The sequence below is a fragment of the Asanoa sp. WMMD1127 genome, assembly GCF_029626225.1.
In the GTDB taxonomy this organism is placed as follows: domain Bacteria; phylum Actinomycetota; class Actinomycetes; order Mycobacteriales; family Micromonosporaceae; genus Asanoa.
This window is the reverse complement of sequence record NZ_JARUBP010000001.1, coordinates 598,540-619,733: the sequence shown is the minus strand read 5'-3', so window position 1 is coordinate 619,733 and position 21,194 is coordinate 598,540. Positions and strand designations below refer to the sequence as shown.

The following is a 21,194-nucleotide window of genomic DNA, read 5'->3' as shown; positions in this document are numbered from 1 at the left end:
TCGATCAGACCCCGACCGGCCGGACAGGACAATCGGCGGTGACCAATCTCATTCCGGTCGCCGGCCGTCCAGCAGCGGGCGCGCCGGATCCCAGACCTGACCCGTCCGGCGGTACGCGATGGCCGACAGCGCCTCCAGCACGACGCGGTTCGCCAGGAACGCGGTGACCTCCGCCTGGTCGTAGGGCGGTGACACCTCGACCACGTCGACGCCGACCACCGGCAGTTCCAGGCAGACCCGGCGGACGGCGTCGAGCAGTTGGCGCGAGGTGAACCCGCCGGGCTCGGGTGTGCCGGTGCCGGGCGCCATGCCCGGGTCGACCACGTCGACGTCGACCGAGAGGAACACGCCGTCGCACTCGTCGACCGCGATCGCGAACGCCTCGGTCAGGCAGGTGTCGAGGCCACGGGCGACGATCTCGCTCATCTCGTACGCCCGCATGCCCTGCTCGGCCATCCAGTCCAGCGTCTCGGGGCCGGGCCAGTAGCCGCGCAGGCCGATCTGCAGGAACCGGTCGCCGCGGGCCGCGCCCGACTCGATCAGCCGGCGCATCGGCTGGCCGTGCCCGAGCAGCGAGCCGAACTCGCTGTAGCCGGTGTCGGCGTGCGCGTCGAAGTGCACCACGGAGACCCGGCCGAACCCGTGTGTCCGGGCGACGCCGGTGACGTCGGGCAGCGCGATCGTGTGGTCGCCGCCGAGGACGACCGGGATCGCGCCGGCCGCGGCGATCGTCGCCACGGCCTCCTCGATCACCCGTACGCTGCGCTCGATGTCGCCGGAGAAGCACTCGACGTCGCCCGCGTCGTACACCCGGAGGTCGTTGAGCCCGTCGGTGCGCAAGGCGAGCGCCGGCCGCGATCCGTCGTGCGGGAGGTAGCAGGCCTGGCGCATGGCCGACGGGCCGAAGCGGGTGCCCGGACGGTGCGAGGTGCCCCCGTCGAACGGCGCGCCGAGGATGACGACGTCGGCGTCCGCCCACCCGGCCGGCGTCCCGAGGTCGCACGGTGGCACGCCGAGGAAGGTGATGTCGGGTCCGTACATCGCGCCGTACCGGGTCATGGTCAGCCACGCTAGCGGGTCTGTTGGGACCGGTGGGGCGAGCCGATCGCCGCGGTACCAACGGGTTCCGCCGTTTCCCTTTACAGGCCGGTGTGACCGCCGTCACTATCGGTGCAAAGGTCTCTACAGACCGGAGGTGTGCGGTGGGCGGCACACAACCAACGTTCGCTGATGCGATCTCTCTCCAGGTGGCGCGCCGGCACCGGGCGGCGTTGCTGCGCGACATCCAGATGTTCGAGCACGCGATCGCGTCACCGAGCGCCGAACCGGGTTGGCGTGAACGGGTGAGCAACCGGCTGCGGTCGCTGCGCGCGGCGTTCGCCGAGCACATCGTGGTGACCGAAGGAGACGACGGGCTCTACGCGGAACTGCTCGAGCACGCGCCCCGGCTGCGCCACCGGGTGCACAAGCTGATCCGCGACCACGCCGCGATCGCGGTGGCGCTGGCGGCGTTGCAGCGTCGTGCCGACCAGCCCGGCACGCGGGTCGACGACCTGCGTCGGTGCGGCGGCGACGTGCTGCGGGCGCTGTCGCGCCACCGGCAGCGCGGCGCCGACCTGGTCTACGACGCGTACGAGACAGACATCGGGGGAGAAACCTGACCTGATCGGGTGATCTCGCGGAACCGATCGCCCTGGGCCGCCGTCTGACCTGGCATGGGTTTCGTACGGGCGGGTCGTCTCGCCGCCGTCGTCGGTGGTGTCGTCGTGGCGCTGTCGGCGTGCGCCGCGCCGGGCAGTGTCGGCGACGGCGGTGGTCCCGCGTCGCCGTCCCACGATTATGAAGCGGTGGCGCAGTGGGCCGCCGAGGTGGCCGACGGGTGGTCGCCGAAGGACAGCGCGTGGCGGCAGGGTTACGTGCCGCTGCAGGAGCCGACGAGCGTCGACGGTGAGCTGACCGAGGCCGAGAAGCGGGCGCTGGTGGCGGGTTGGTGGACGGCCGCGGTCGCGCTGCCCGCCGACCGGCCGGCGGCCGGGACGGTGGTGTTCCCTGACGGGTCGTCGCGGCAGCCGTTGTCGAGTGCGGCCGAGGCGTACCAGAAGATGGATCTTGGTGATCCGCCGCCGTGTGTGTCCTCTTCCCCTGCGGCCCCGTCTTCCTCCGGTCCCGACGGTTCCGTTTCCGCGCCGGCCGGCGGCGACTGCGTCGGGCTGACGGTGCGGGGCGTGTCGCTGGCCGAGGTCTCGATGCGCACGAGCCGCGGAGTCGCCACCGTGCCGGCGTGGCGGTTCGAGATCGACGGTGGACGGGCGGTGCTGCGCGACGCGGTCGCGGCGCCCGCGCCCACCCCCTCGCCGGCAGCCACGCCGGTCAACCGCCCCGTCCCGGTGGGGATGGTCGCGGCGCAGGGTGTGACCGGGGTCGACGGGCTGGAGCTGCGCTACACGCTCGGGGTCGGGGCGTGCGACCGCGACGTCACGCCGATCGTCGTCGAACGGGCCCGACGTGGTGGTGGTGACCGGCGGGGTGACGCGCGACGGTGGCGAGTGCACCGACCAGCTGCTGATCGAGCCCGTCAGCGTGACGCTGACCGAGCCGTTGGGCGACCGGCCGGTGCTCGACGGGCTCAACGGGACGCTGCTGCCGGTGGGTGCGGCCTAGGGCAGGTCGATCGGGAGCTTCAGACCGTCGAGGGCGTGCGAGCACGGGCAGTCGCGGTCCAGTGGGATGGTGGCCAGCGCGTCCATCAGCAGGCCGCGCAGGCGCGCGGTGTTCTCGCCGAAGACGCGGAAGACCTCCTCCTGGGTGACGCCCTGGTCGCCCTCGACGCCCGCGTCCAGGTCGGTGACCAGGGCGATCGTCGAGTAGCAGAGGGCCAACTCGCGGGCCAGCACCGCCTCCGGGTAGCCGGTCATGTTGACCACCGCGCCACCGATCCGGGTGAACCAGCGCGACTCGGCGCGGGTCGAGAAGCGCGGTCCCTCGATGACGACCATCGCACCGCTGGTCGTGGTGGCGATCTCGTTGCTGGTGGCGGCGGACTCCAGCGTGCGGCGGCCGACGGGGCAGTAGGGGTCGGCGAAGTTCACGTGTACGGCGCCGTCGTCGTAGAAGGTCTGGATGCGGCCCGAGGTGCGGTCAATCAACTGGTCGGGGATCACGAAACTGCCCGGGCCGAGCTCGGCGCGCAGGCCACCGACGGCGCAGGGGGCCAGGATCTGGCGTACGCCCAGGGCTCTCAACGCCCACAGGTTGGCGCGATAAGGGATCTTGTGCGGCGGGAAACGGTGGTTACGACCGTGCCTGGGCAGGAACGCGACGGTCCGGTCCCCGACAGTGGCGACCGTGATCGGGTCGGACGGCGGGCCGTAGGGCGTGTCGACCACGTGTTCCGTCGCGTCGTCGAGCAGGGCGTACAGACCCGAACCGCCGATCACCGCAAGCTCCGCGCGTGCTGTCACTTTCATCCCTCTCGCCGAGGCTGTCAGCCTTAACCATGGCCGTAGGTCAGGCTAGGGTGCGATGCATGTGTTGCGCGTGGATGGTCGACCCTGATGTCCTATCCCCGTGCGGCGGCAGGGGGTAGGCGCGTGCACGGCGAGGGTCAGGCGATCGGGGGCCGGTCGATGGAGTCGATGACCGGTCGACTCCTGGTTGCCACGCCGGCGCTCAAAGATCCCAACTTCGACCGTACGGTCGTCCTGCTCGTCGCCCACGAGCCCGGCGGCGCCCTCGGCGTGGTGCTCAACCGGGCCACCGAGGTGCCGGTTTCGGACGTGCTGGGCGCCTGGGGCACCCTGGCCCGCGACCCCGCGGTGCTCTTCGAAGGCGGCCCGGTGCAGCCCGAGTCGGCGATCTGCCTCGCCCGCATGCGGGCCCAGCGCCCGCGGATGCGCGGCTTCCACCCCGTGTCGGGCTCGATCGGCACGCTCGACCTCTCGATCGACCCCGACGCGCTGCGCGAGAAGCTGACCTGCATACGGGTGTTCGCGGGCTACAGCGGTTGGTCGCCGGGCCAGCTCGAGGAAGAGATCCAGAGCGGGTCGTGGTTCGTCTTCGACGCCCTACCGGGTGACGCCTTCGTCGACCGCCCCGACGACCTGTGGCCGATGGTCCTCCGCAGGCAGGGCGGCATCCTGTCGGCGGTCGCCCACTTCCCGGCGGATGTCGCCCTGAACTGAGGGCACCCCTGCCGGATGACCCCGGCATGGGGCATGTGTAATATTGCGCGAGTGCCCGGGACACCGGGTGCGATTCGGGGCCGTGGCGCAGCTGGTAGCGCACCACACTGGCAGTGTGGGGGTCAGGGGTTCGAGTCCCCTCGGCTCCACAAATGGGTCGCCAGATCTTGTCCGCAGAGAGCGCGGACGGGATCTGGCGACCCATTTGTGTCGCATTCCTATTCCGGGGGCGACCCCCGGACCCCACGGTGCGGTGGGCGCTGTTCGCGGTATGCGAGGTCAGACCCAACGTTGCCGTTGGGTCTGACCTCGCCGGCTCGGCGTCGTGGCCTCCGTTCACGACCCGGCGGGGGCGAATTCGGTGCGGCAAACGCCCCGACGCCGCCACGGCGATCTGGTCGGAACCCGCGCATTGGCAATCAGGGGCGACGGGTGCCCAGGTTCGAATCCTGCCCTCGACAACCAGCGGCGCCGCTCGGTCGACAACCGGCCGATGAACTGCACGTTTAGAACGAGTCGAGTCGCGTGCGGGGGGCGCCTGCCTCGGCACCGAGGATTCGAACCTGCGCGAGTTCCCGTTACTCGATCGGGTCGAAGGGGGCGTCCTCAAATCCGGGGCGTTGCTAACGATTTTGCGACCGGCCGCCAGGACTGAGGCTGGCACTACGAGCGTGAGGCGAAGGCCGACGAGCCGGTCGGCCGGCCGTCGAACGACATCGGCGCACAGTTCACGAGTTGTGACGTGGTGGTCCAGGACAGGTGGGGCGGCGTGCGAACGATGTACCCGATTCCCTGCAGGGCCCGAGCGTCGACGACCGTAAGGTTGGCGGGCCGGGATGTGCAATGCCGGGGGCCGGCCATTTCGTGAAGGAGGCGCCGCGGTGGGGTTCGATGTGTATATCGAGAACCAGGTACACGAGCGACGCTATGCCGGCGCGGAAGCGGGCTCCTCGCTGCAACGCCTGGTTGCGGCGAGTGACCGGGAGCGGCAGCACCTGGTGTCGAGGATCGATTCCTACGGCGACACCATGATCAACCTGATCCAGCTGCCGCAGTTGACTGCGGAGCTGGACGAGATCGCGAGCCGCAGACCGGAGCTCGCGGTCGACGTGCAGGCGCTGGGGGCGTTCATCGAGGAGGCGACCCGGGCACGCGGATATCTCTGGATCTCCGGTGACTGAGCGCGGCCCGCTGCTGATGGCGCAACCTCCGATCGTGGTCAGCTGTCACGAACACGAATGCCTCCTGCTGCCTGCCGGCATCGCAGTGCGGCTCTGATCTGCTGCCGACCATTCTCGGGATCTGCGAGGAGTTCTTCGCCAGCACCAGCCCACAAAGACCTTGTTGCCACCGCTCTTCTGCCTTCGCGATGCAGTGCGTCCTGGCAACCAGTGCCACCACGCACCATCCGCGAACGGGGGCCCGGAGCGGAGCAACCGCCGCCGGGGCGACGCCGGATAACTTTGGGTAGCGGCCGGATCGCGTCATGAGCGGATATGGGCTAGCGCGGCGTTCGCCACTGGGCCATGGATTCGGGTGTGATCGTCATTCAGCGGGCACGTGTGCCGTGGAGCGCAGCTGGGCGCGGCGCGCCACAGGCCGACGCCCGCCGAGGACTCAACCACCCGCTCTTGCTTCCCGCGTCGCTGCCCGCCGACGATGTCGGTCGCCAGATCTTGTCCGCAGAGAGCGCGGACGGGATCTGGCAACCCGTTTGTGTCGCATTGATTCCGGGCGATCGCCGGACCCACGGTGTATGGGCGCGGTTCGCGTATGCAGTGATGGCGGCCGGTGGCAGCGCGTTCAGCAGAGGGCAACGCGGTAGCCGTGCGTCAGCGGCGTGCGCGGATGATGGTGATGCAGTCGTGGATCTCGTCGGGGGACAGGCGGCGGTACTCGTCGTCGCGGTTGGCTCGGTTGATCTCGGCGAGGATGTTCGAGTGGGTCCATGCGCCGTCGGGGCCTATGTGCTCGTCGATCTCCCAGCCCTCGGGCGTGGCCGACTGCCGGACCACCTGCCACAGCTCGTCGAGCGGCGTCGTCTCGGTGTTCAGGATGGCGTAGTAGCGGTAGAGCTTCGGTGCTTCGGGGGCCAGCAATCGGCGGGCGAGTGACACGTCCGCTGACGCCGCCGCCCGCACGGTGTCCCAGCGCAGCCTCAGCGCGTCGCCGGGAGCGGTCAGGGCCGGCCACAATGTCATGCCGGGATGCTCGGTGATGGTGTCGAGGACGAACCGTCTGGTCGCGAACGCGGCGTCGTCGGGATCGAGGGCCAGCGGCAGGAGCAACCGCAGCACGTGCGGGTCGCCGGGCTCGAAGCGCAGCGGGCCGCCGTCGGTCAGGGCGGCCGGGAACGGATCGACGCGTACGCCGCCGGTGTCATCCGGGGTGATCGCGAGCAGCGGGCCGGACGGGCGGTCCGCGGCCAGCACCGTCTCGTCGGTCCAGGTCGCCGCCACCGTGGGGTCGCGGTGCCACTCGGCGCACATCCACGGGATGCCGTCCGGGCCGTCCCGCAGCACCAGCACATAGCGGCCGGTCCCGTCCCGGTAGGCCTCGACGACCTCGCCCGGACGGGCGCTGCGCCACGGCGGCCCTGTCGGGTCCTCGCCGGTGCGGGTGTACTTCAGCAGCTTGGCGATGCGGTGCAGCCGCAGCACCGGCGTCAGGTCGGGCACCGGCGTCAGCGTCGTCAACCACGTCGCCACCACCGGGCCGGCCCAGGTCGCGGTCGCCGGGATCGGCCGGGCTGCCCGGGCCCGGTCCAAGTGCGACGAGCGAGGCCCGCGAGCGATGATCTCGGCAGTCACGTCCTGGAACATCAGGTGCGACAGCCTTTCGGCTGCGCTGGTGTAGATCTCGATGCGCGGGTCGTCGCGGTCCAAGTCGTCCGCGGCCGCTTGCAGGCCGATGACCTCGCGGGCGGCCGCCTCTCCCCGATCGGTGGGCGGCGCCGCGGCGGCGAGCATCTCGCGCAGCGGCGAGGGCAGCTCCGGTGGGCGGGGGCGCGCCGCGAGGTACCAGCCGCGCCCGCGGTCGGGTATGCGCGCCAGGCCGGCGCGGATTTTGTCGAGGTCGGTGGCGTGCTGTGCGGCCAACGCGGCCCAGGCCAACGGGTACGCCTCCGGAAGCCCCACCTCTACGGCCTGCCGGAGCTTGTGCCCGATGGTGTCGTCCGGCACTTGTACGGTCCGGCCCGGATGGTCGAGTGCCCGGCGCGCCGTCGCGAGGGTGTTGGTGCCGCTGACCCAGATCGGCAGATCGGCCCCCAACGCTTGGCCGATGCGCCCGGCGAGATGACGGCGGCCGGAGCGGCGGTGTCCGTCCGCGAAGCGCGCGGGGTACAGGACGACGTAAGGGCCGGCGTCGGACTCGGCGGCCAGGGTGTCGAGGAAGAGTGGGACGGGTGCGATCAGCACCGCGTCCGGCCGGCGTTCCTCGGCCAGCAGCCGGGTGCACAGAGCCCGAACGAGGTCGGTGTCACGTACCAAGGGCTGGTCGGAGAGCTTGCTGTGGTAGAGGACCGGCCCGTGGCGGGTTTCCCACAGGATGACGTAGACGACGGCGCCGGCCACCTCGACGAGGTCGTGCGACACCTGGCGCGGCGGCTCGGCCGGGCTGGCGCGCCGGATCAGCCACGGCTTCCACGACTCGGACATGTGCCGGCCAGTGTCGCATGGTCGGTTCGTGTCGCGGGTCCCTGCACGTTGGCGCGGGATCGCTGTCAGCGACCGGGATTGGCGATGCGGGCCAAGGTGCCGATTTCCTGGGCCACCCATAGGGCGCCGTCGGGTCCGAGAGTGATGCCGTGCGGTTCGGAATGTGGGGTGGGCAGGTCATGGAGTTCGATCTTCCCGTCCGTGGTGATGGAGCCGACCCGGTTACCTCCCCACTCGGTGAACCACAAGTCCCCGCTAGCGCCGGCGGTGATGGCGTGGGGCCGGCCGGCGCGGTCCGGCAGCGGGTACTCGTCTATCGCGCCGCCGGAGGTGATCCGTCCGATCTGGCCGGCGGCGATCTCGACGAACCAGACGGCGCCGTCGGGGCCGGCCGTGATACCCACGGGAGCGGCGGCTTCGACCGGTAGCGGGTACGTGGTGACAGCGCCGTCCATGCCGATCCGACCGATCGCGTTCGCCTGGTTCATCGTGAACCACATGCCGCCGTCGGCGCCGGCGGTGATGGCCACCGGGTAGGCGCCGGAGACCGGGAGCGGTAATTCGGTGATCTCGCCGCCGGTCGTGATCCGGCCGATGCGACCAGCGTTCATCTCGGTGAACCACAGCGCCCCGTCGGGCCCAGGGGCAATGCCGTACGGTCCGCCATCGCGGCTCAGTACGGGAAATCGGGTGATCTCGCCGGCGGTGGTGATCCTGCCGATCCGGTGCCCCCGGGATTCGGTGAACCACAGCGCACCGTCAGGGCCGGCGACGATGATTGTGGGCTGCCCGGACGGGTCGAGTTGATACGTGGTGGGTTTTTCGCCGGGTACCAGTCGACCGAGTTGGCCGCTGTGGGCGAGCGTGAACCACAAGGCGCCGTCCGGGCCCGCGGTGACGGCGTACAGACCGCAGCTGGCGTCGGTCACTGGGTGTTCATGAATGAATGCGGATGTCACAGGGCTCGTTCCAGTCCGTTCTCGATGGCGATGTGTTCGATCTCGGCCGGTGTGCCGGCCATGAGGGTGCGGCAGTGCTGGGTGATCAGGTCAGCAGGCCAGTCCCACCATGCGGCCCGGTGCAGCCGATCTATGTCCTGGTCGCTGAAGCGCTGCCGGATCGGTCGTGCCGGATTCCCGCCCACAATCGTGTAGGCCGGGACGTCGGCGACGACCACTGCGCCCGCCGCGATGATCGCCCCATCACCGATGCGTAACCCCGGCATGACAGTGGCCCGGTGGCCGAACCACACGTCGTTGCCGGCGACGGTGTCGCCCCGGCTGGGCATGGTGCTCACGACATCGAGGGTCCGCTCGGCCCATTCGCCGCCGAAGATGGTGAACGGGAACGTGGACGGGCCCATGATCGGGTGGTCGCCGCCGGCCATCAGGAACCGGGTTCCGGCCGCTATCGCGCAGAACTTGCCGATGATCAACTGTTCCGGCCCGTAGGCGTAGAGCACGTTGTTCCGTTCGAAGCCGGTCGCATCCTCCGGGTCGTCGTAGTACGTGTAATCCCCGATGGTGATCTTTGGCGAGGTGACCAGCGTCTTGAGGAACACCACGCGTGGGTGCCCCGCCATCGGATGGAGGGTCGTGGGGTCAGGTGTCAACGAAGTCCTCGCTCGTTAAAACTACATTTGTAGCGATAGCATCGTGACATGGCCTCACCGCGACCGACAACCGGCGTCCCCGACGAGCCGGTGACCGGCCGTGCCCGCCGGCCCGGCGGACGCAGCGCGGAGGTTCGTCGCCGTGTGCTCGACGCGACGCTCGCGCAGTTGGTGCAGCACGGCTACGACTCTTTGAGCATCGACGTGGTGGCCGATCTCGCGCACGTGCATCGCACGACGGTGTATCGACGCTGGCGCGATGTCGGTGGCCTGTTGGCCGACGTCCTCGGCGAGGCGACCGTCGACACCTGGCGTCCACCCGACACAGGCTCCCTCGTCGGCGATCTGGCCGCGGTCAACCAGGAGGTATATGCCGCACTGACCGGCGACCCGGTGACCGTCGCGCTGATCGGCGCCGCGTCCCGATCGGCCCAGGCCGCCGAGGCTCTGCAAGGCTTCTGGGCCGACCGATACGACCGTTGCGCCGACATTGTGCGGCGAGCCGTCGAACGCGGGGAGATACCGGCAGGCGTCGACGCGCGCCGGCTCCTCATCGCCGCAACCGCCCCGCTGTACCACGAGCTGGTACTCCTGCGGGCGCCGACAGACCCGGGCCTTCCCGAACTCGTGGCCCGCGACACAGCCATTGCGGCACGCGCAGGTGCCTTCATGGACCGATAGAACGACGCCGTCGGCGGCTCGGCGGACGCCCGCCGGCGCACGGTCCGACAGGCCGTACCGACGCGTCGACTGGGAGCCGGCACGGCCGTTTCGAGCAGGCTCGCGTGCTGCCTCCGTGGTCCTGGGTGAGGCGGTGTGGGTGGGGATGAGCGCGCTTCGGGCGGCAGCCACGGTGCCAGCCGGCGACCGTCCCGAAGACCCCGACGATGGAGGCGTCCAGAACGAGTACGGCGCGGGTTAGCCGAAGAAGTCGATCAGGGCGCGACCGACGACTTCTGGTGCCTCGTCGGCGAGCCAGTGCAGAGTGTTGTCGACGGCGACGACTCCTCGCACGTCCGCGGCCACGAACGGCAACGCACCCTCAAACCATGGGACGGTGGCGGGAGCCGCCAGGCCCAGCAGCGGAGCCGAGACCTTGGCGTAGGTTTCCATGTCGGCGATGTCCTGGTGGAATGCCTTGTACCAGCCGTTGCTGGCCCGGATAGCGTCCACGCTGTCGTAGGCGTTCGCGAAGACAGCGCGGTCCCGTTCGGAGACGTTGGACTGGTCCACCAGGCCGATGCCGTAGTGCCAATCGATGAGGTGCCGTGCCCGTCCCGCGATCAGCTGCTCAGGCAGGCCGTCGACCTGGTTGAACGCCATCCACCACATGTTGGTGTCACCACCCGCCGGCTGAAGCAGGCGCCACTCGTAGAACGACCGGTCCGGATGCAACACGTCCAGCAGCGCGACCCGTCTCGTGGCGGCCCTGTGGTTGGCGGCGAAGCTGAACGCCACCATCGCACCGATGTCGTGCCCGGCGATGTTGACGCTGCGATAGCCGAGCCGGCACGCCAGTTCGTACACGTCCCGGGCCATCGTCCGTTTGTCGAAGCCGTTGTGCGGCTTGGCGGAGCCTCCCATGCCGCGCAGGTCCGGCACGACGACACGGAACCGTCGGGCGAGCGCCGGCATGATCTTGCGGTAGCTCCACCACGTCGCGGGCCAGCCGGGCAGCAGAAACAGTGGCTCACCGGCACCACCAGCGACGTAGTGCAACCGAGTCCCGTTGACGGAGGTGTGGTGACTGCGGAACCTGCCCGGCAGCGATCGAGCCAGCTCGGCATCGTCGGGCACCGGCACACGGCCAGCCGAGGCCGCATCCGGAGTTGCCGTGGTGGCGAGTGTCGTCGTCGTGGTGACCAGCGCTGCCGCGCCGATGCCGGCGAGCGCTCGTCTGCGGTTGATGAGCACGAGGGATCCTTCCTCTGTTCGGAGTGACAGGGCCGCCACCGGGCCCGTCCGTGGGTTACCGCTCGGCGAGGTCTACGGCTGCGGCCATGGCGCGGTAGCCGGCGGCATAGCGGGATCAGCCGGGGATCTGGCCTGCCACCTGTGCGGTAGCCAGGTTGAGTCGGTTCCAGAGGTTGACCACCGCGATGGACATGACGAGGCTGGCGAGCTCCTGCTCACCGAAATGTCTGGCGGCTTCGTCCCAGATTTCGTCGGGCACGGCGTCAGCTCGGTCGGCCAGCCGGGTGACCGCCTCGGTGAGCGCCAGAGCCGCGCGTTCGGCGTCGGTGAAGTACGGCGTGTCGCGCCACGCCGCGACTGTGGCGATACGCTCCTCGCTGTCTCCCGCCTTTCTCAGGTCACGGGCGTGCATGTGGACGCACACGCTGCATCCGTTGATCTGGCTGGCTCGTAGGTGGACCAGCTCCAAGGTGCGGGGTGCGACCCCACCCGCGCTCGTGGCCTTCCCGAGCGACTGCAGTGCCGCGATCGCGTCGGGAACGACGAACGCGGGATTGGCCATTCTTGCTTGCATCACTTGTGCTCCTACTGTCGTGTTGCCTCGGCTGCTTGGATGAACCGAGCTCGCCGGCGGCGCGGCTACGGGGCGACTAGCACTCGTCGACGATCTCGCCGTTCTGGACGGTGCTGTCGTGGGTGAGCGCCATCGTCGCCGCGACGGGCGGGAAGTTCGCCGACGCTGCCACCGCCGCGGCCAACTGCTCACCGGTCTCCCAGCGCCACACGTCCTGGTAGGTGCCGTCGTCGAGCCGGGTGAGCCGAGCCTCGACCAGACCCGGAAAGTTGGCGCGAATGCCGGCGATGACCTGCGCGCGACTGGACAGTAACTGCTCCAGCTTGGCCGCCTCGACGGCGTAATGGTGGACACGAACCGCAGTCATGATCTTCCCTTCGAACTACCTCGGTGAAGTGCTGGCACCAGACTCCGGTGAAGTCCGAGTAAGATCAACGACGACCCTGTCGGCTGATTCGTAAGCGAAATCCATATAATTACGCGGTGATCGAGCTTCGGGACATCGAGATCTTCTTGACGCTCGCCGAGGAGTTGCACTTCGCGCGGACCGCTGAGCGGCTCCGTATCTCACCTGCCCGGGTCAGTCAGTCGATCGCCAAGCAGGAACGCCGCATCGGCGGTGTTCTGTTCGAACGCACCACCCGAGCGGTGCGGCTGAGCCCGCTCGGCGAACAGCTGCACCGCGAGGTCAGCGGCGGCTATCGGCAGATCATCGAGGGATTCGACACGGTGTCCGCCGCCGCAACCGGCATCTCGGGCACGCTCACGCTCGGCGCCATGGGCCCCCAACCCACGATGATCAGCCACGTCGTCGAGCAGTTCCAGAGTCGTCACCCGGCCGCTCGCCTGCGCTATCAGGAAATCCAGCCGACCGCGCCCCTGCATGCCCTGCGCTCCGGCGAGATCGACATCGCACTGGTCTGGTTGCCGGTCCACGAGCCGGAAATCAGCGTCGGCCCGGTCACCCACAGCTCGCCGCTGATGCTGATGGTCAACGCGAGCCACCCGCTCGCCGGGCGCGACACAGTCTGCCTCGAGGACCTCGGTGACTGCGTCGTGCTTACCGGCACCGACGTGCCCGCCTCGATGGAGCAGACGTTCAACCCGTTCCACACGCCGTCCGGGCGCCCCATCCGGCGAGGCCCGAAAGTCTCCGGTTGGCATGAAGAACTCAGTGTCATCGCCGCGGGTCAAGCCGTCACCGTCGTCGCCAGCGAAGCCGCCCGCTTCTATCCCTGGCCGAACATCACCTATGTTCCCGTCCGCGATGCCGAACCATGTCGGTGGGCACTCGTGTGGCGCACCACCGCCGAAACCCCACTGATCCGCGCCATGGTGGTGGCCGCCGAGCACGCCACAGGCGCCCAGGCACCGGATGGGCAACGCCGGTAACCAACGCCCTGCCGGTCTACATCGCACACGGCGGATCCCGCCGCCTGGCGTCACCGCCGCATCGTTGACGGGATGCCCACGACGATGAGCGTCGCGTTCCGTTGGCGCGCCTCTCTCGAGCCGGCGCGTCGGCTTGCACCTCTCTGCTGTGCTGGCCGTTCCTTGACAGCCGTTTCGGCGGTCGACTGCGTTCTGGCGCAATCGAGTGCCGGCCTACTCGACAGCGCTCCGCGAGGACCTGGCGGCGCAGATCTCGAGCAGGAGTTCGACTGCCCGCTGTGTTCCGCCTTCGGAGCGCACGAGCTCGCCAACTTCGGCGGCCCGGCGCGGCATGGTGGTGTCGGATCTCGTCGCTTCGACCGCGTCGACGAGGCGTTCGGCGGTGATCCGGCGCTGTGGGACGGGTTCGGTGGCAACCCCGATGGCGTGCATCCGCTGCGACCAGAACGGCTGGTCGCCCGTGAAGGGGCAGATCACCTGTGGGCGTCCGGCGAGCAGCGCGGCAGCTGTCGTTCCTGCCCCGCCGTGGTGGATGACCGCGGCGGTGCGGGGGAAAAGCCAGTCGTGCGGAGCTTCGTCGACGACGTGGACCGAGTCGGTGTTCGCGCCGTTCATCGCGATCCCGCCGGAGCCGGCTGCGACGACGGCTCGCAGCCCGGTCGCGTCGACCATCTGCTGGACCATCTCGCCGATCGACTCGGGGTTCAGGCCTCGCATGCTGCCGAAGCCGACGTAGACCGGCGGTGGTCCGCTGTCGACGAACCCGGCCAGGGCGGCCGACGGGCCCCGGTCCTCGTCGGCGAGCGTCCAATATCCCGTGACGGGCGCGTATCCGGGCCAGTCAGCCGGCTCCGGCAGGACGTGGCGACTGAACGCCTGCAGTACGGAGGCGGGGCCTCCGTCGGGACGGCGGAACGGGTCGCCGGACCCGCGCCGGGACCTCAGCCCGAGTCGTGCACGCCAGTGCTTACCTACCGCTCCCAGGAGCATCTGGGGTACGAGGGCGGCCGGCCGGTAGCTCAAACGGTTGAAAGATCTGGGCAGCCACGCCGGTGTCCACATCGGACACGGAAAGGCACCGGTCGGCACCCAGTTCGGCTGCAGCGCCACTGGGACCGAGGGGACGCCGAGGGCCTCGGCGAGGTGCTGGCCGGGGAGCAGCGTGTGGTGCACGACGACATCGGTTTGGGCGGGTACGGCTGCCGTGATGTCGTCGAGCGCGGCGGCGATGTACTGCCGGGTCCGGCGTACGACCTCGACGGCTGTCCGTTTCGCCTTTAGCCCGCGGTAGTTCGTCGCGAGTGCCTCTTGGATGTGTGGCTCGTCGGTGAGCCGGTTCCACCGGTCGTCGAGGGGCGCGTAGGGCACGGTCAGGGCAGCGGCGAGCGGCGCGTAACACGCCGGCCCGGCCACCAGCACCTCGTGGCCGGCGTCAACCAGCGCGCGGCCAAGGGCGACGAACGGCTGTACGTCGCCACGCGTCCCGAACGCGAGCACGAATGCCTTCATCCTGCTGTCTGCCTTCTGACCTGGCTGAAATTTCAGAGCGAGCATGTCCGTCGCGACCAGGATCGGTCAAGTTCGGTTCGGGAAGAGTGGGCGACGTCACCGGGGATCGGAGGGTGGTCGGGCTACGGTTTCGTCTTGTGACCGACCCGCGTGCGGCAAGGGAGGCTTCGCTCACGGAGCAGGCATACGCCGCCCTGCGCGCCCGTATCGTGGCCTGCGACCTCCCGCCGGGATCGCCGCTCACCGAGCGGGGACTGGCTGGCTCGACTCCGTTCGGGCTCACGCCGATTCGTCGGGCGCTCGCGCGTCTGGACCGCGAGGGACTCGTCATCACGCTGCCCCGGGCCGGTTACGTGGTGAGCCCCCTCGAGGCCCAGGACGTGGCGGAGCTGGTCGAGGCGTGGGATCTCATCGGCCCTGAGCTTGTCCGCCTGGGCTTGGAGCGCATGTCCGACGTCGAGGCTCGAGAGCTTGCCCGGCTGCTGACCGATTGGTCCCTGCCCGCCACCGACAGTGCGTATTCGCTGGAAGCGGTCCTGCGCTTCTCCGAAATGTCGAGGCGTGTCTTTCAGACCCTGGCCATCGCGAGCGGCAACCGCTGGTTGCGGTCAGCGTTCGACCAGCTCTCGGACCAGATGTCACGCCTGTGGGTCGCCCTGCTCAAGGACCGCGACGTCCCGGAGCAGGTGCAGCAGCTCATCATCAGCTGGAACCAACACATCGTTGGCCGGCAGCCCGAAGAGATCGCCCAGTACCTACCGCGCTTGATCAAGGAAAGTGGCCGAGCGGCACGCGACCTGTTCCACCTGTCGCGGACAACTGCCGGTCCAGCCGGCCTGACCATCGACCACCCAGACGGCCGTCAGTAGTCGCCGAGAGGGCCCGGCGGCGTCAAGGCGTCGAGGCGACGACGTAGGCAGCTTCGGCGAAGGCGTGGACGCGGGCGTTGGCGTCGGCCGCGCGCCAGAGGAGGCCCCACTGTAGGGGTGGCGCGTCGTGTAGGTGCACGTAGGCGACGTCGGGGCGTGGGTAGTAGCGCCTGGCGTTGGCGCCGACGGGGAAGACGCCCTGTCCGTCGCCGACGAGGGCGAGGATCTCCTGGAACGTCGCGGCGGACTGTCCGGCTCTGATGGGACGTCCGGCCGGGGTCGTGTGTGGAGTACGGTCCGCGAGTAGGGATCGCGGCAGCGTGTCGGGCAGTTGCAGCACGGTGACCGTGGCCAGGTCTTCGACCGAGACAGCGTCGCGACGGGCGAAGGGGTGTTCGACCGGCACGGCCAGGAGCCGGGACTCGGACACCAGGACCGGGCCGGTGACGACGCCGGGCTCCGCAACGGGGAAGGTGGCCAAGGCGAGGTCGACGTCGCCTCCACGCAGCCAGGGCATGAGCTCGCCTATCTGCGCTTCGCGGATCTGGACCTGGCACTCGGGGTGGTCCAGCCGGAACGCCTGGCTGGCGCGGACCAACAGCTGGCCACCGGCGGCGCCGGTGAAGCAGACCCGTAGGACGCCGGTGAAGCCTCGGCCGGCCTCGATCGCTCGGTCGAGCGCGGCGACGATCTGATCATGGGCCGGCCGGAGGTCTTCGTAGAGCGCGCGCCCGACCTCGGACAGCTCGACCCGGCGGCTCGTCCGGTGGAACAACGCGACGCCGACCTGCCGCTCCAGCTTGCGGATCGTCTGGCTGACGCGGGCGGTGGAGACCCGTAGTCGTGCGGCGGCGCGGCCGAAGTGCAGTTCCTCGGCGACAGCGAGGAACGCCTCCAGCTCGTGCCGCTCCAGCATGCCCGTCCTCCGGATCGTTAATCCTAGCTTCACGATCCTTGCATATGTCGGCATTGATCATCGAGCTGACCCGTCGGAGGGTGAAGACAGCCGACTTACCTGCACAGAAGGATCACAATGAATGCCTTGCACCAGTTGCGCTCCATCGTCCGAGGCCAGGTCTGGCTCCCCGGCGAGCCGGGCTTCGACGCGGCGCGCCGCCCGTGGAACCTCGCCATCGAGCAGCCGGCGGACGCCGTACTCGAGGCCGCCGACGCGGCCGACGTCGCTGCGATCGTCCGGCACGCCGGCGCGGCCGGGCTGAGCATCGCCACCCAGGCCAACGGGCACGGCGCCACCGGCCGCACCGCGGGCACGATCCTGCTCCGTACCAGGCGCCTGGACGCCCTCGTGGTCGACCCGGTGACGCGCCGGGCCCGCGTCGGCGCCGGTGTGTCGTCCGGCCGGCTCCAAGCCGCCGCCGCGGCGCACGGTCTGACCGGGATGCCGGGCAGCTCTCCGGTGGTCAGCGTCGCCGGCGTCGCGCTCGGCGGCGGACTGAGCTGGTTCGGGCGTACGCACGGCTGGGTCGCCGACAACGTGACCGCGTTCGACATCGTGGACGCCGATGGTCGCGAACGACACGTCACCGCGGACACCGAGCCCGACCTGTTCTGGGCACTGCGGGGCGGCGGTGGCAGTTTCGCCATCGTCACCGCCCTGGAGCTCACCCTGCACCCCGCGCCGAGCCTGTACGGGGGACGAGTGCTGTGGCCCGCCGAGCACGCGCCGGCGGTCCTCGACGGCTTCCGCGACATCACGGCCACGGCGCCGGACGCCCTGACCCTCTGGCTGGACCTGCTGCATTTCCCCGGTGCCGCGCCGATGGTGGCCCTGGACGTCACTTATCTCGGTGACGCGAAGGAGGCCCGCGAGCTCCTGGAACCGCTGGATCGCCTACCGCGGCCGTTGTCGGACAGCGTGCGGCTCATGTCGGTCGCGGAGCTCGGGTCCATCACCGCGGAACCCACCGAACCGAGCGCCGGCCTGTCCCGGGGCGAGCTCTTGACCACGCTGGACGACGTCACCGCCAGGACGCTGTTGGAGCAGCCCATCGAACCATTGCTGAGCGTGCAGCTGCGGCACCTCGGCGGCGCGCTGGCCCGCCCGTCGGATAGTCCACACGGGACACTCACGGAGCCGTACGCCATGTACTTGTTCGGGTTGCCCACAGACGCGGCGCGCGCCCGAGCCGTCGCCGCGAAACAGCGCGCCCTCGCCGCCGCGCTACCCACCAGCGGTCGCAAGCCGTTCACCTTCCTCAACCCTGGCGAGGCCATCACCGACGCCTTCTCCGCGGAGGTGGTCGAGCGCCTGCGCGACGTCAAACGACGCCACGACCCACACCACATGTTCCGCGCCAACTTCCCGGTGACGAGCGCAGGGAGCTGACGCGGAGCAGGGATCCGTCGCGACGACCTAGCTCCGTGCGGGTCACTGCGCGGCGAGCAGGGCAAGGCGGTCCAGCGCAGCCTGCCGCGGCATGGCCGACCCACCCTGGTAGGCCTGGCCGTAGCGTTCTTGTCCGAGGGACTCGGCGAGGAGCACTACGAGGTCTTTCACGTAGGGGTCGACCTCGAATGTTGTTCCGCGGATGGCTTCGCTCATGCCCAGCGCTTCGGCCGCGCCTTCCAGGTCACCTTCCAACATCAGCAGCCGCGCCAGATACTGGGCGTGCCGGGCGAGGTCGAAGCTGCTGCCGCACTGGAAGCCGGCGCGCAGAGTTCGGGGCAGCAGCGCTCGGGCGGAGTCCGCCGCCCCTTCGACCAGGCGGTTGAACATCCGGTAATCGGCCACCACGTCGAGCGCCAGTTCCCGCGGATACGGCAGGTGGTGCACGAGGGTTTCCAGCCGGTCCAGCTCCCGGTCGGCGCTGTCGATGTCACCCAGGTGGCTGTAGTGGGACGCCAGAGAGCAGAGGAACCTGGCTTCGAGCCGACGTTGACCTTGCTGTCGTGCCTGGCGACTGGCAGCCAGAATGTCGTCACGCGCGCCCTCGAGGTCGCCGCTGCGGGCCCGGCACCTGGCCAGCACGTCCTTGCTGAAGTAGATGTGCTCGTCGGTGCCCAGCTCGGCGCTGACGGCAGCTGCTCTTTCGAAAAGCGCTATCGCTTCGGGGTAGTCGCCACGCAAGGCATGATCACGCCCGATCGGCAGCAGGCACATCACCAGGCCCCACCGGTCGCCCACCTGTTCGAACAAGCGCAACGCCTCGTGGCGCGCCGCGGTGCCGGTGTGCAGGTCGCCCTGCTCGTTGAGGACGAAGTCGTGGGCCCACAGCGCACTGGCCCGCTTCCACGGGTCGGGCGAATGCTGGTCCTGACCGACCAGTTGCGCCATGCGCAGCAGCGGCGCGGCGGGGTGCCGGCCCATGGTGTGCAGGTCGACGCCTCCGCTCCTGCCGAGGCGGACGGCGCTCAAGGCTCCGCGTTCCGGCTCGGGCACCGCGTCGCCCAGGCTGAGCACCGCGTCGAGATAGGTAGCGAACTGGTCACTCAGGCCTCGGACGCCCCAGTACCAGAGCAGCGCGCGGACGAATCGCGCGGCGGTGGCTGCCGCCGATGCGCTCAACGCGGCGCGCAGCGCATGGACCAGGTTGTGTTGTTCGGCGTCGAGGATGGCGATGGCGTCCAGCTGGTGTCGGGTGCGCAGCAGGGGTTCCTGTTCCTCGGCCAGCGCCAGGTAGTAGTCGCAGAAGCGTCCGGTGAGCCCCGCGCTCTGCTGTGGCAGCCGCGCGGCTGCGAAGGCGCGGATGCTCTCCAGCATCCGGTAGTGCTGCCCGGTGTGCTGCACGATGGACTTCTCGACCAGCGAGCTGACGACGTAGAGCACGTCCCCGGCCGGCAGCGTCTCGTCGGCGCAGATCCTTTCCAACGCGGCGAGAGTCGCGCCGCCCGGGAACGCCGACAGCCGGCCGGCGAGGTTCTGCTCGGCCTCGTCCAGCAGGTCCCAGCTCCATTCCACGGTCGCGAGCAGGGTCCGCTGGCGAGGCAGCGCGGTACGGCTGCCTGAGGTCAGCAATCGGAACCGGTCATCGAGCCGCTGGGCGATCTGTTCCACGCTCATCGCGCGCAGCCTGGCTGCGGCCAGCTCCAGCGCCAGCGGCAGGCCGTCGAGCCGTCTACAGATCTCCACCACCGCGGCGACCGTGGTCTCGTCCAGGGCGAAATCTCCGCGTGCCCTGGTGGCCCGGTCGACGAACAGGTGCACCGCGGGTACGGCGGCCGCCTCGGTCGTATTCGAGCCTGCCGCGGGCACCGGCAGCGGCTGCAGCCGGAACAGCGCCTCGCCGTCGATGGCCAGCGGTTCCCTGGCGGTGGCCAGGATCCGCAGATTGGGCAGGCGTGCGAGCAGAGCGCCGGCCAGCTCGGCCACGGCCTCGATCAAGTGCTCGCAGTTGTCCAGGATCAGCAGGACGTCGTCGAGGTCCAGCAGCTCGGCGAGGCGATCGACCGGACCGGTGTGCTGGTTGCGCCCGTCGGCGTACAGGCGGCCGTGGGCCGAGCTCAGCGTGCTCAGCATCGACTCGGCCAGGTCCTGCGGGCGGGTCACGTCCGCCAGGGGCACGAACCGGCGCGGGCCGTGGCCGTCTGCCAGGGCGGCGTCGCACAGCTCCAGGGCGAGCCGGGTCTTGCCTGACCCGCCTGGCCCGACGACCGTGACCAGGCGCGACGCCGACGTCAGCCGCGCTAGCTGGGCCAGTTCGACCTCGCGGCCGACGAAGCTGGTCAGTCTGGCGGGCAGTTGGTGTGCGGCGGACGCCGGCTGCGCGATCGAGCGCTCGAACTCGCCTCGCAGCAGGGCCAGCTGGGCCTGTTGGAGTTGCGGGGAGGGGTCAACCCCCAGCTCCTCCGCGAGCGCCCTGCGGGTCGCGTCGTACGCCGCCAGCGCGTCGGACTGGCGGCCGGCCGTCGCCAGCGCCCGCATGCGCAGCTGGGCCAGGCGCTCGTTCAGCGGATGAGCCGCGCTCGCCGTCCCGAGGGCGGCCAAGATCTCGACGTGCCGGCCCAGGCGCAGCTCCGCCTCGAAGCGGTCCTCCTCGGCCCTGGCCCTCAGCTCGTGGAGCCGGAGCGCGAACCTCGCGGCGAACGGGGCGTCGAGAACGTCGGACAGCGCGTCTCCGCGCCACAGCGCCAGACCTTCGCTCAGCAGCGCAGACGCCTCACGACAGCGGCCGGCGGCCAGCTCGCGGCGACCCTGCTCGGCCAGCTCCTCGAAGCGGTGTGCGTCGACCTCATGGGTCGCCAGGGGCAGCCGGTACCCGCCGGGTACCAGCTCGATCATGCACGCGGCCCCCAGGGCTCGGCGTAGGCGGGCAACCAGGCTGTGGAGTGCGGCGTTGGTGTCGGCCGGCGCCTGTTCACCCCACAGGTCGCTGATCAGCGTCTCCGCCGAGACCGGGCGGCCCGCTTCCAGCGCGAGCCGGGCCAGCAGCATCCGTAACCGGACGCCGCTCAGCTCGACGGGCGTCCCGTCCGCAGAGAGCGCCTGAACCGGTCCGAGCAGCGCTGATCGCACCCGCGAAGCCT

Annotated in this window: 20 protein-coding genes and 1 tRNA gene; 9 read left to right on the top strand and 12 right to left on the bottom strand. The window is 70.0% G+C overall.

All coding sequences use genetic code 11. The annotated features are described in order from the left end of the window. Nucleotides 1–48: 48 nt before the first annotated feature. Nucleotides 49–1,059: an agmatinase gene (gene speB, locus O7635_RS03065; RefSeq protein ID WP_278078873.1), complete on the bottom strand. Its 1,011-nt coding sequence runs from the start codon at nt 1,057–1,059 to the stop codon at nt 49–51. 188 nt (nt 1,060–1,247) lie between these two features. On the opposite strand from speB, the gene O7635_RS03060 reads away from it, so the two are divergent. Continuing rightward, nucleotides 1,248–1,661 carry a hypothetical protein gene (locus O7635_RS03060; protein ID WP_278078872.1) on the top strand — a complete coding sequence of 138 codons (414 nt, stop codon included), beginning with the start codon at nt 1,248–1,250 and terminating at the stop codon, nt 1,659–1,661. Nucleotides 1,662–1,912: 251 nt separating this feature from the next. Here the strand turns inward: O7635_RS03060 and O7635_RS03055 are convergent, their stop codons facing one another. Then, on the bottom strand, nt 1,913–2,365 hold the full coding sequence (locus O7635_RS03055; protein ID WP_278078871.1) for a hypothetical protein: 453 nt from the start codon (nt 2,363–2,365) through the stop codon (nt 1,913–1,915). Between the two features lie 140 nt (nt 2,366–2,505). Here O7635_RS03055 and O7635_RS03050 point away from each other — a divergent pair, with 140 nt between their 5' ends. Then, nucleotides 2,506–2,661 (top strand): hypothetical protein, encoded by a 156-nt coding sequence (locus tag O7635_RS03050; RefSeq protein ID WP_278078870.1) that lies wholly within the window; start codon nt 2,506–2,508, stop codon nt 2,659–2,661. Here the strand turns inward: O7635_RS03050 and O7635_RS03045 are convergent. Further along, nucleotides 2,658–3,461, bottom strand: coding sequence for an S-methyl-5'-thioadenosine phosphorylase (locus O7635_RS03045; RefSeq protein ID WP_278078869.1), 804 nt, complete (start codon nt 3,459–3,461; stop codon nt 2,658–2,660). The genes O7635_RS03050 and O7635_RS03045 overlap by 4 nt on opposite strands. Before the next feature lie 129 nt (nt 3,462–3,590). On the opposite strand from O7635_RS03045, the gene O7635_RS03040 reads away from it, so the two are divergent. From O7635_RS03040 to O7635_RS03030, 3 genes are all read left to right on the top strand, one after another. After that, on the top strand, nt 3,591–4,181 hold the full coding sequence (locus O7635_RS03040; RefSeq protein WP_278078868.1) for a YqgE/AlgH family protein: 591 nt from the start codon (nt 3,591–3,593) through the stop codon (nt 4,179–4,181). Nucleotides 4,182–4,257: 76 nt separating this feature from the next. Then, nucleotides 4,258–4,330, top strand: a tRNA-Ala gene (locus O7635_RS03035). A gap of 732 nt (nt 4,331–5,062) precedes the next feature. Continuing rightward, nucleotides 5,063–5,362, top strand: a complete 300-nt coding sequence (locus tag O7635_RS03030; protein WP_278078867.1) for a hypothetical protein — start codon at nt 5,063–5,065, stop codon at nt 5,360–5,362. A gap of 651 nt (nt 5,363–6,013) precedes the next feature. Here the strand turns inward: O7635_RS03030 and O7635_RS03025 are convergent. The 3 genes from O7635_RS03025 to O7635_RS03015 all read right to left on the bottom strand — a co-directional run bounded on the left by O7635_RS03025 (nt 6,014) and on the right by O7635_RS03015 (nt 9,422). Beyond that, complete coding sequence (locus O7635_RS03025; RefSeq protein ID WP_278078866.1) at nt 6,014–7,840, bottom strand: hypothetical protein; 1,827 nt, start codon at nt 7,838–7,840, stop codon at nt 6,014–6,016. A gap of 65 nt (nt 7,841–7,905) precedes the next feature. Then, on the bottom strand, nt 7,906–8,769 hold the full coding sequence (locus O7635_RS03020; protein WP_278078865.1) for a virginiamycin B lyase: 864 nt from the start codon (nt 8,767–8,769) through the stop codon (nt 7,906–7,908). A 26-nt stretch (nt 8,770–8,795) separates the two neighbouring features. Beyond that, nucleotides 8,796–9,422, bottom strand: coding sequence for a CatB-related O-acetyltransferase (locus O7635_RS03015; RefSeq protein WP_278078864.1), 627 nt, complete (start codon nt 9,420–9,422; stop codon nt 8,796–8,798). A gap of 174 nt (nt 9,423–9,596) precedes the next feature. On the opposite strand from O7635_RS03015, the gene O7635_RS03010 reads away from it, so the two are divergent. After that, nucleotides 9,597–10,133, top strand: coding sequence for a TetR/AcrR family transcriptional regulator (locus tag O7635_RS03010; protein ID WP_278085354.1), 537 nt, complete (start codon nt 9,597–9,599; stop codon nt 10,131–10,133). A gap of 237 nt (nt 10,134–10,370) precedes the next feature. On the opposite strand, the gene O7635_RS03005 is transcribed toward O7635_RS03010, so the two are convergent. From O7635_RS03005 to O7635_RS02995, 3 genes are all read right to left on the bottom strand, one after another. Next, nucleotides 10,371–11,366: an alpha/beta hydrolase gene (locus O7635_RS03005; RefSeq protein WP_278078863.1), complete on the bottom strand. Its 996-nt coding sequence runs from the start codon at nt 11,364–11,366 to the stop codon at nt 10,371–10,373. A gap of 115 nt (nt 11,367–11,481) precedes the next feature. Beyond that, nucleotides 11,482–11,940, bottom strand: coding sequence for a carboxymuconolactone decarboxylase family protein (locus tag O7635_RS03000; protein WP_347405258.1), 459 nt, complete (start codon nt 11,938–11,940; stop codon nt 11,482–11,484). 76 nt (nt 11,941–12,016) lie between these two features. After that, nucleotides 12,017–12,307, bottom strand: a complete 291-nt coding sequence (locus O7635_RS02995) for a hypothetical protein (RefSeq protein ID WP_278078861.1) — start codon at nt 12,305–12,307, stop codon at nt 12,017–12,019. A 116-nt stretch (nt 12,308–12,423) separates the two neighbouring features. Between O7635_RS02995 and O7635_RS02990 the strand changes: the two genes are divergently transcribed. Beyond that, entirely contained in the window at nt 12,424–13,332 is a 909-nt protein-coding gene (locus O7635_RS02990) for a LysR family transcriptional regulator (protein ID WP_278078860.1), read from the top strand. A gap of 213 nt (nt 13,333–13,545) precedes the next feature. Here the strand turns inward: O7635_RS02990 and O7635_RS02985 are convergent, their stop codons facing one another. Then, entirely contained in the window at nt 13,546–14,841 is a 1,296-nt protein-coding gene (locus O7635_RS02985) for a glycosyltransferase (RefSeq protein ID WP_278078859.1), read from the bottom strand. Between the two features lie 137 nt (nt 14,842–14,978). On the opposite strand from O7635_RS02985, the gene O7635_RS02980 reads away from it, so the two are divergent. Further along, the gene (locus O7635_RS02980) at nt 14,979–15,710 is read left to right on the top strand and encodes a GntR family transcriptional regulator (RefSeq protein ID WP_278078858.1); all 732 of its coding nucleotides are present in this window, start codon (nt 14,979–14,981) and stop codon (nt 15,708–15,710) included. A gap of 22 nt (nt 15,711–15,732) precedes the next feature. Here the strand turns inward: O7635_RS02980 and O7635_RS02975 are convergent, their stop codons facing one another. Beyond that, nucleotides 15,733–16,626, bottom strand: coding sequence for a LysR family transcriptional regulator (locus O7635_RS02975; protein ID WP_278078857.1), 894 nt, complete (start codon nt 16,624–16,626; stop codon nt 15,733–15,735). A 117-nt stretch (nt 16,627–16,743) separates the two neighbouring features. Between O7635_RS02975 and O7635_RS02970 the strand changes: the two genes are divergently transcribed. Next, a complete protein-coding gene (locus O7635_RS02970) occupies nt 16,744–18,057 on the top strand; it encodes an FAD-binding oxidoreductase (protein ID WP_278078856.1) in 1,314 nt (437 codons plus the stop codon). A 42-nt stretch (nt 18,058–18,099) separates the two neighbouring features. Here the strand turns inward: O7635_RS02970 and O7635_RS02965 are convergent, their stop codons facing one another. Next, nucleotides 18,100–21,183 (bottom strand): BTAD domain-containing putative transcriptional regulator, encoded by a 3,084-nt coding sequence (locus O7635_RS02965; RefSeq protein WP_278078855.1) that lies wholly within the window; start codon nt 21,181–21,183, stop codon nt 18,100–18,102. Nucleotides 21,184–21,194: the final 11 nt, after the last annotated feature.

Bases quoted from the DNA above. Each gene is read 5' to 3' on its own strand.
- O7635_RS02995 (WP_278078861.1), bottom strand. From the start codon at position 12,307: ATGACTGCGGTTCGTGTCCACCATTACGCCGTCGAGGCGGCCAAGCTG.
- O7635_RS03015 (WP_278078864.1), bottom strand. From the start codon at position 9,422: ATGGCGGGGCACCCACGCGTGGTGTTCCTCAAGACGCTGGTCACCTCG.
- O7635_RS02975 (WP_278078857.1), bottom strand. From the start codon at position 16,626: ATGCTGGAGCGGCACGAGCTGGAGGCGTTCCTCGCTGTCGCCGAGGAA.
- O7635_RS03000 (WP_347405258.1), bottom strand. From the start codon at position 11,940: ATGCAAGCAAGAATGGCCAATCCCGCGTTCGTCGTTCCCGACGCGATC.
- O7635_RS03025 (WP_278078866.1), bottom strand. From the start codon at position 7,840: ATGTCCGAGTCGTGGAAGCCGTGGCTGATCCGGCGCGCCAGCCCGGCC.
- speB (WP_278078873.1), bottom strand. From the start codon at position 1,059: ATGACCCGGTACGGCGCGATGTACGGACCCGACATCACCTTCCTCGGC.
- O7635_RS02970 (WP_278078856.1), top strand. From the start codon at position 16,744: ATGAATGCCTTGCACCAGTTGCGCTCCATCGTCCGAGGCCAGGTCTGG.
- O7635_RS02985 (WP_278078859.1), bottom strand. From the start codon at position 14,841: ATGAAGGCATTCGTGCTCGCGTTCGGGACGCGTGGCGACGTACAGCCG.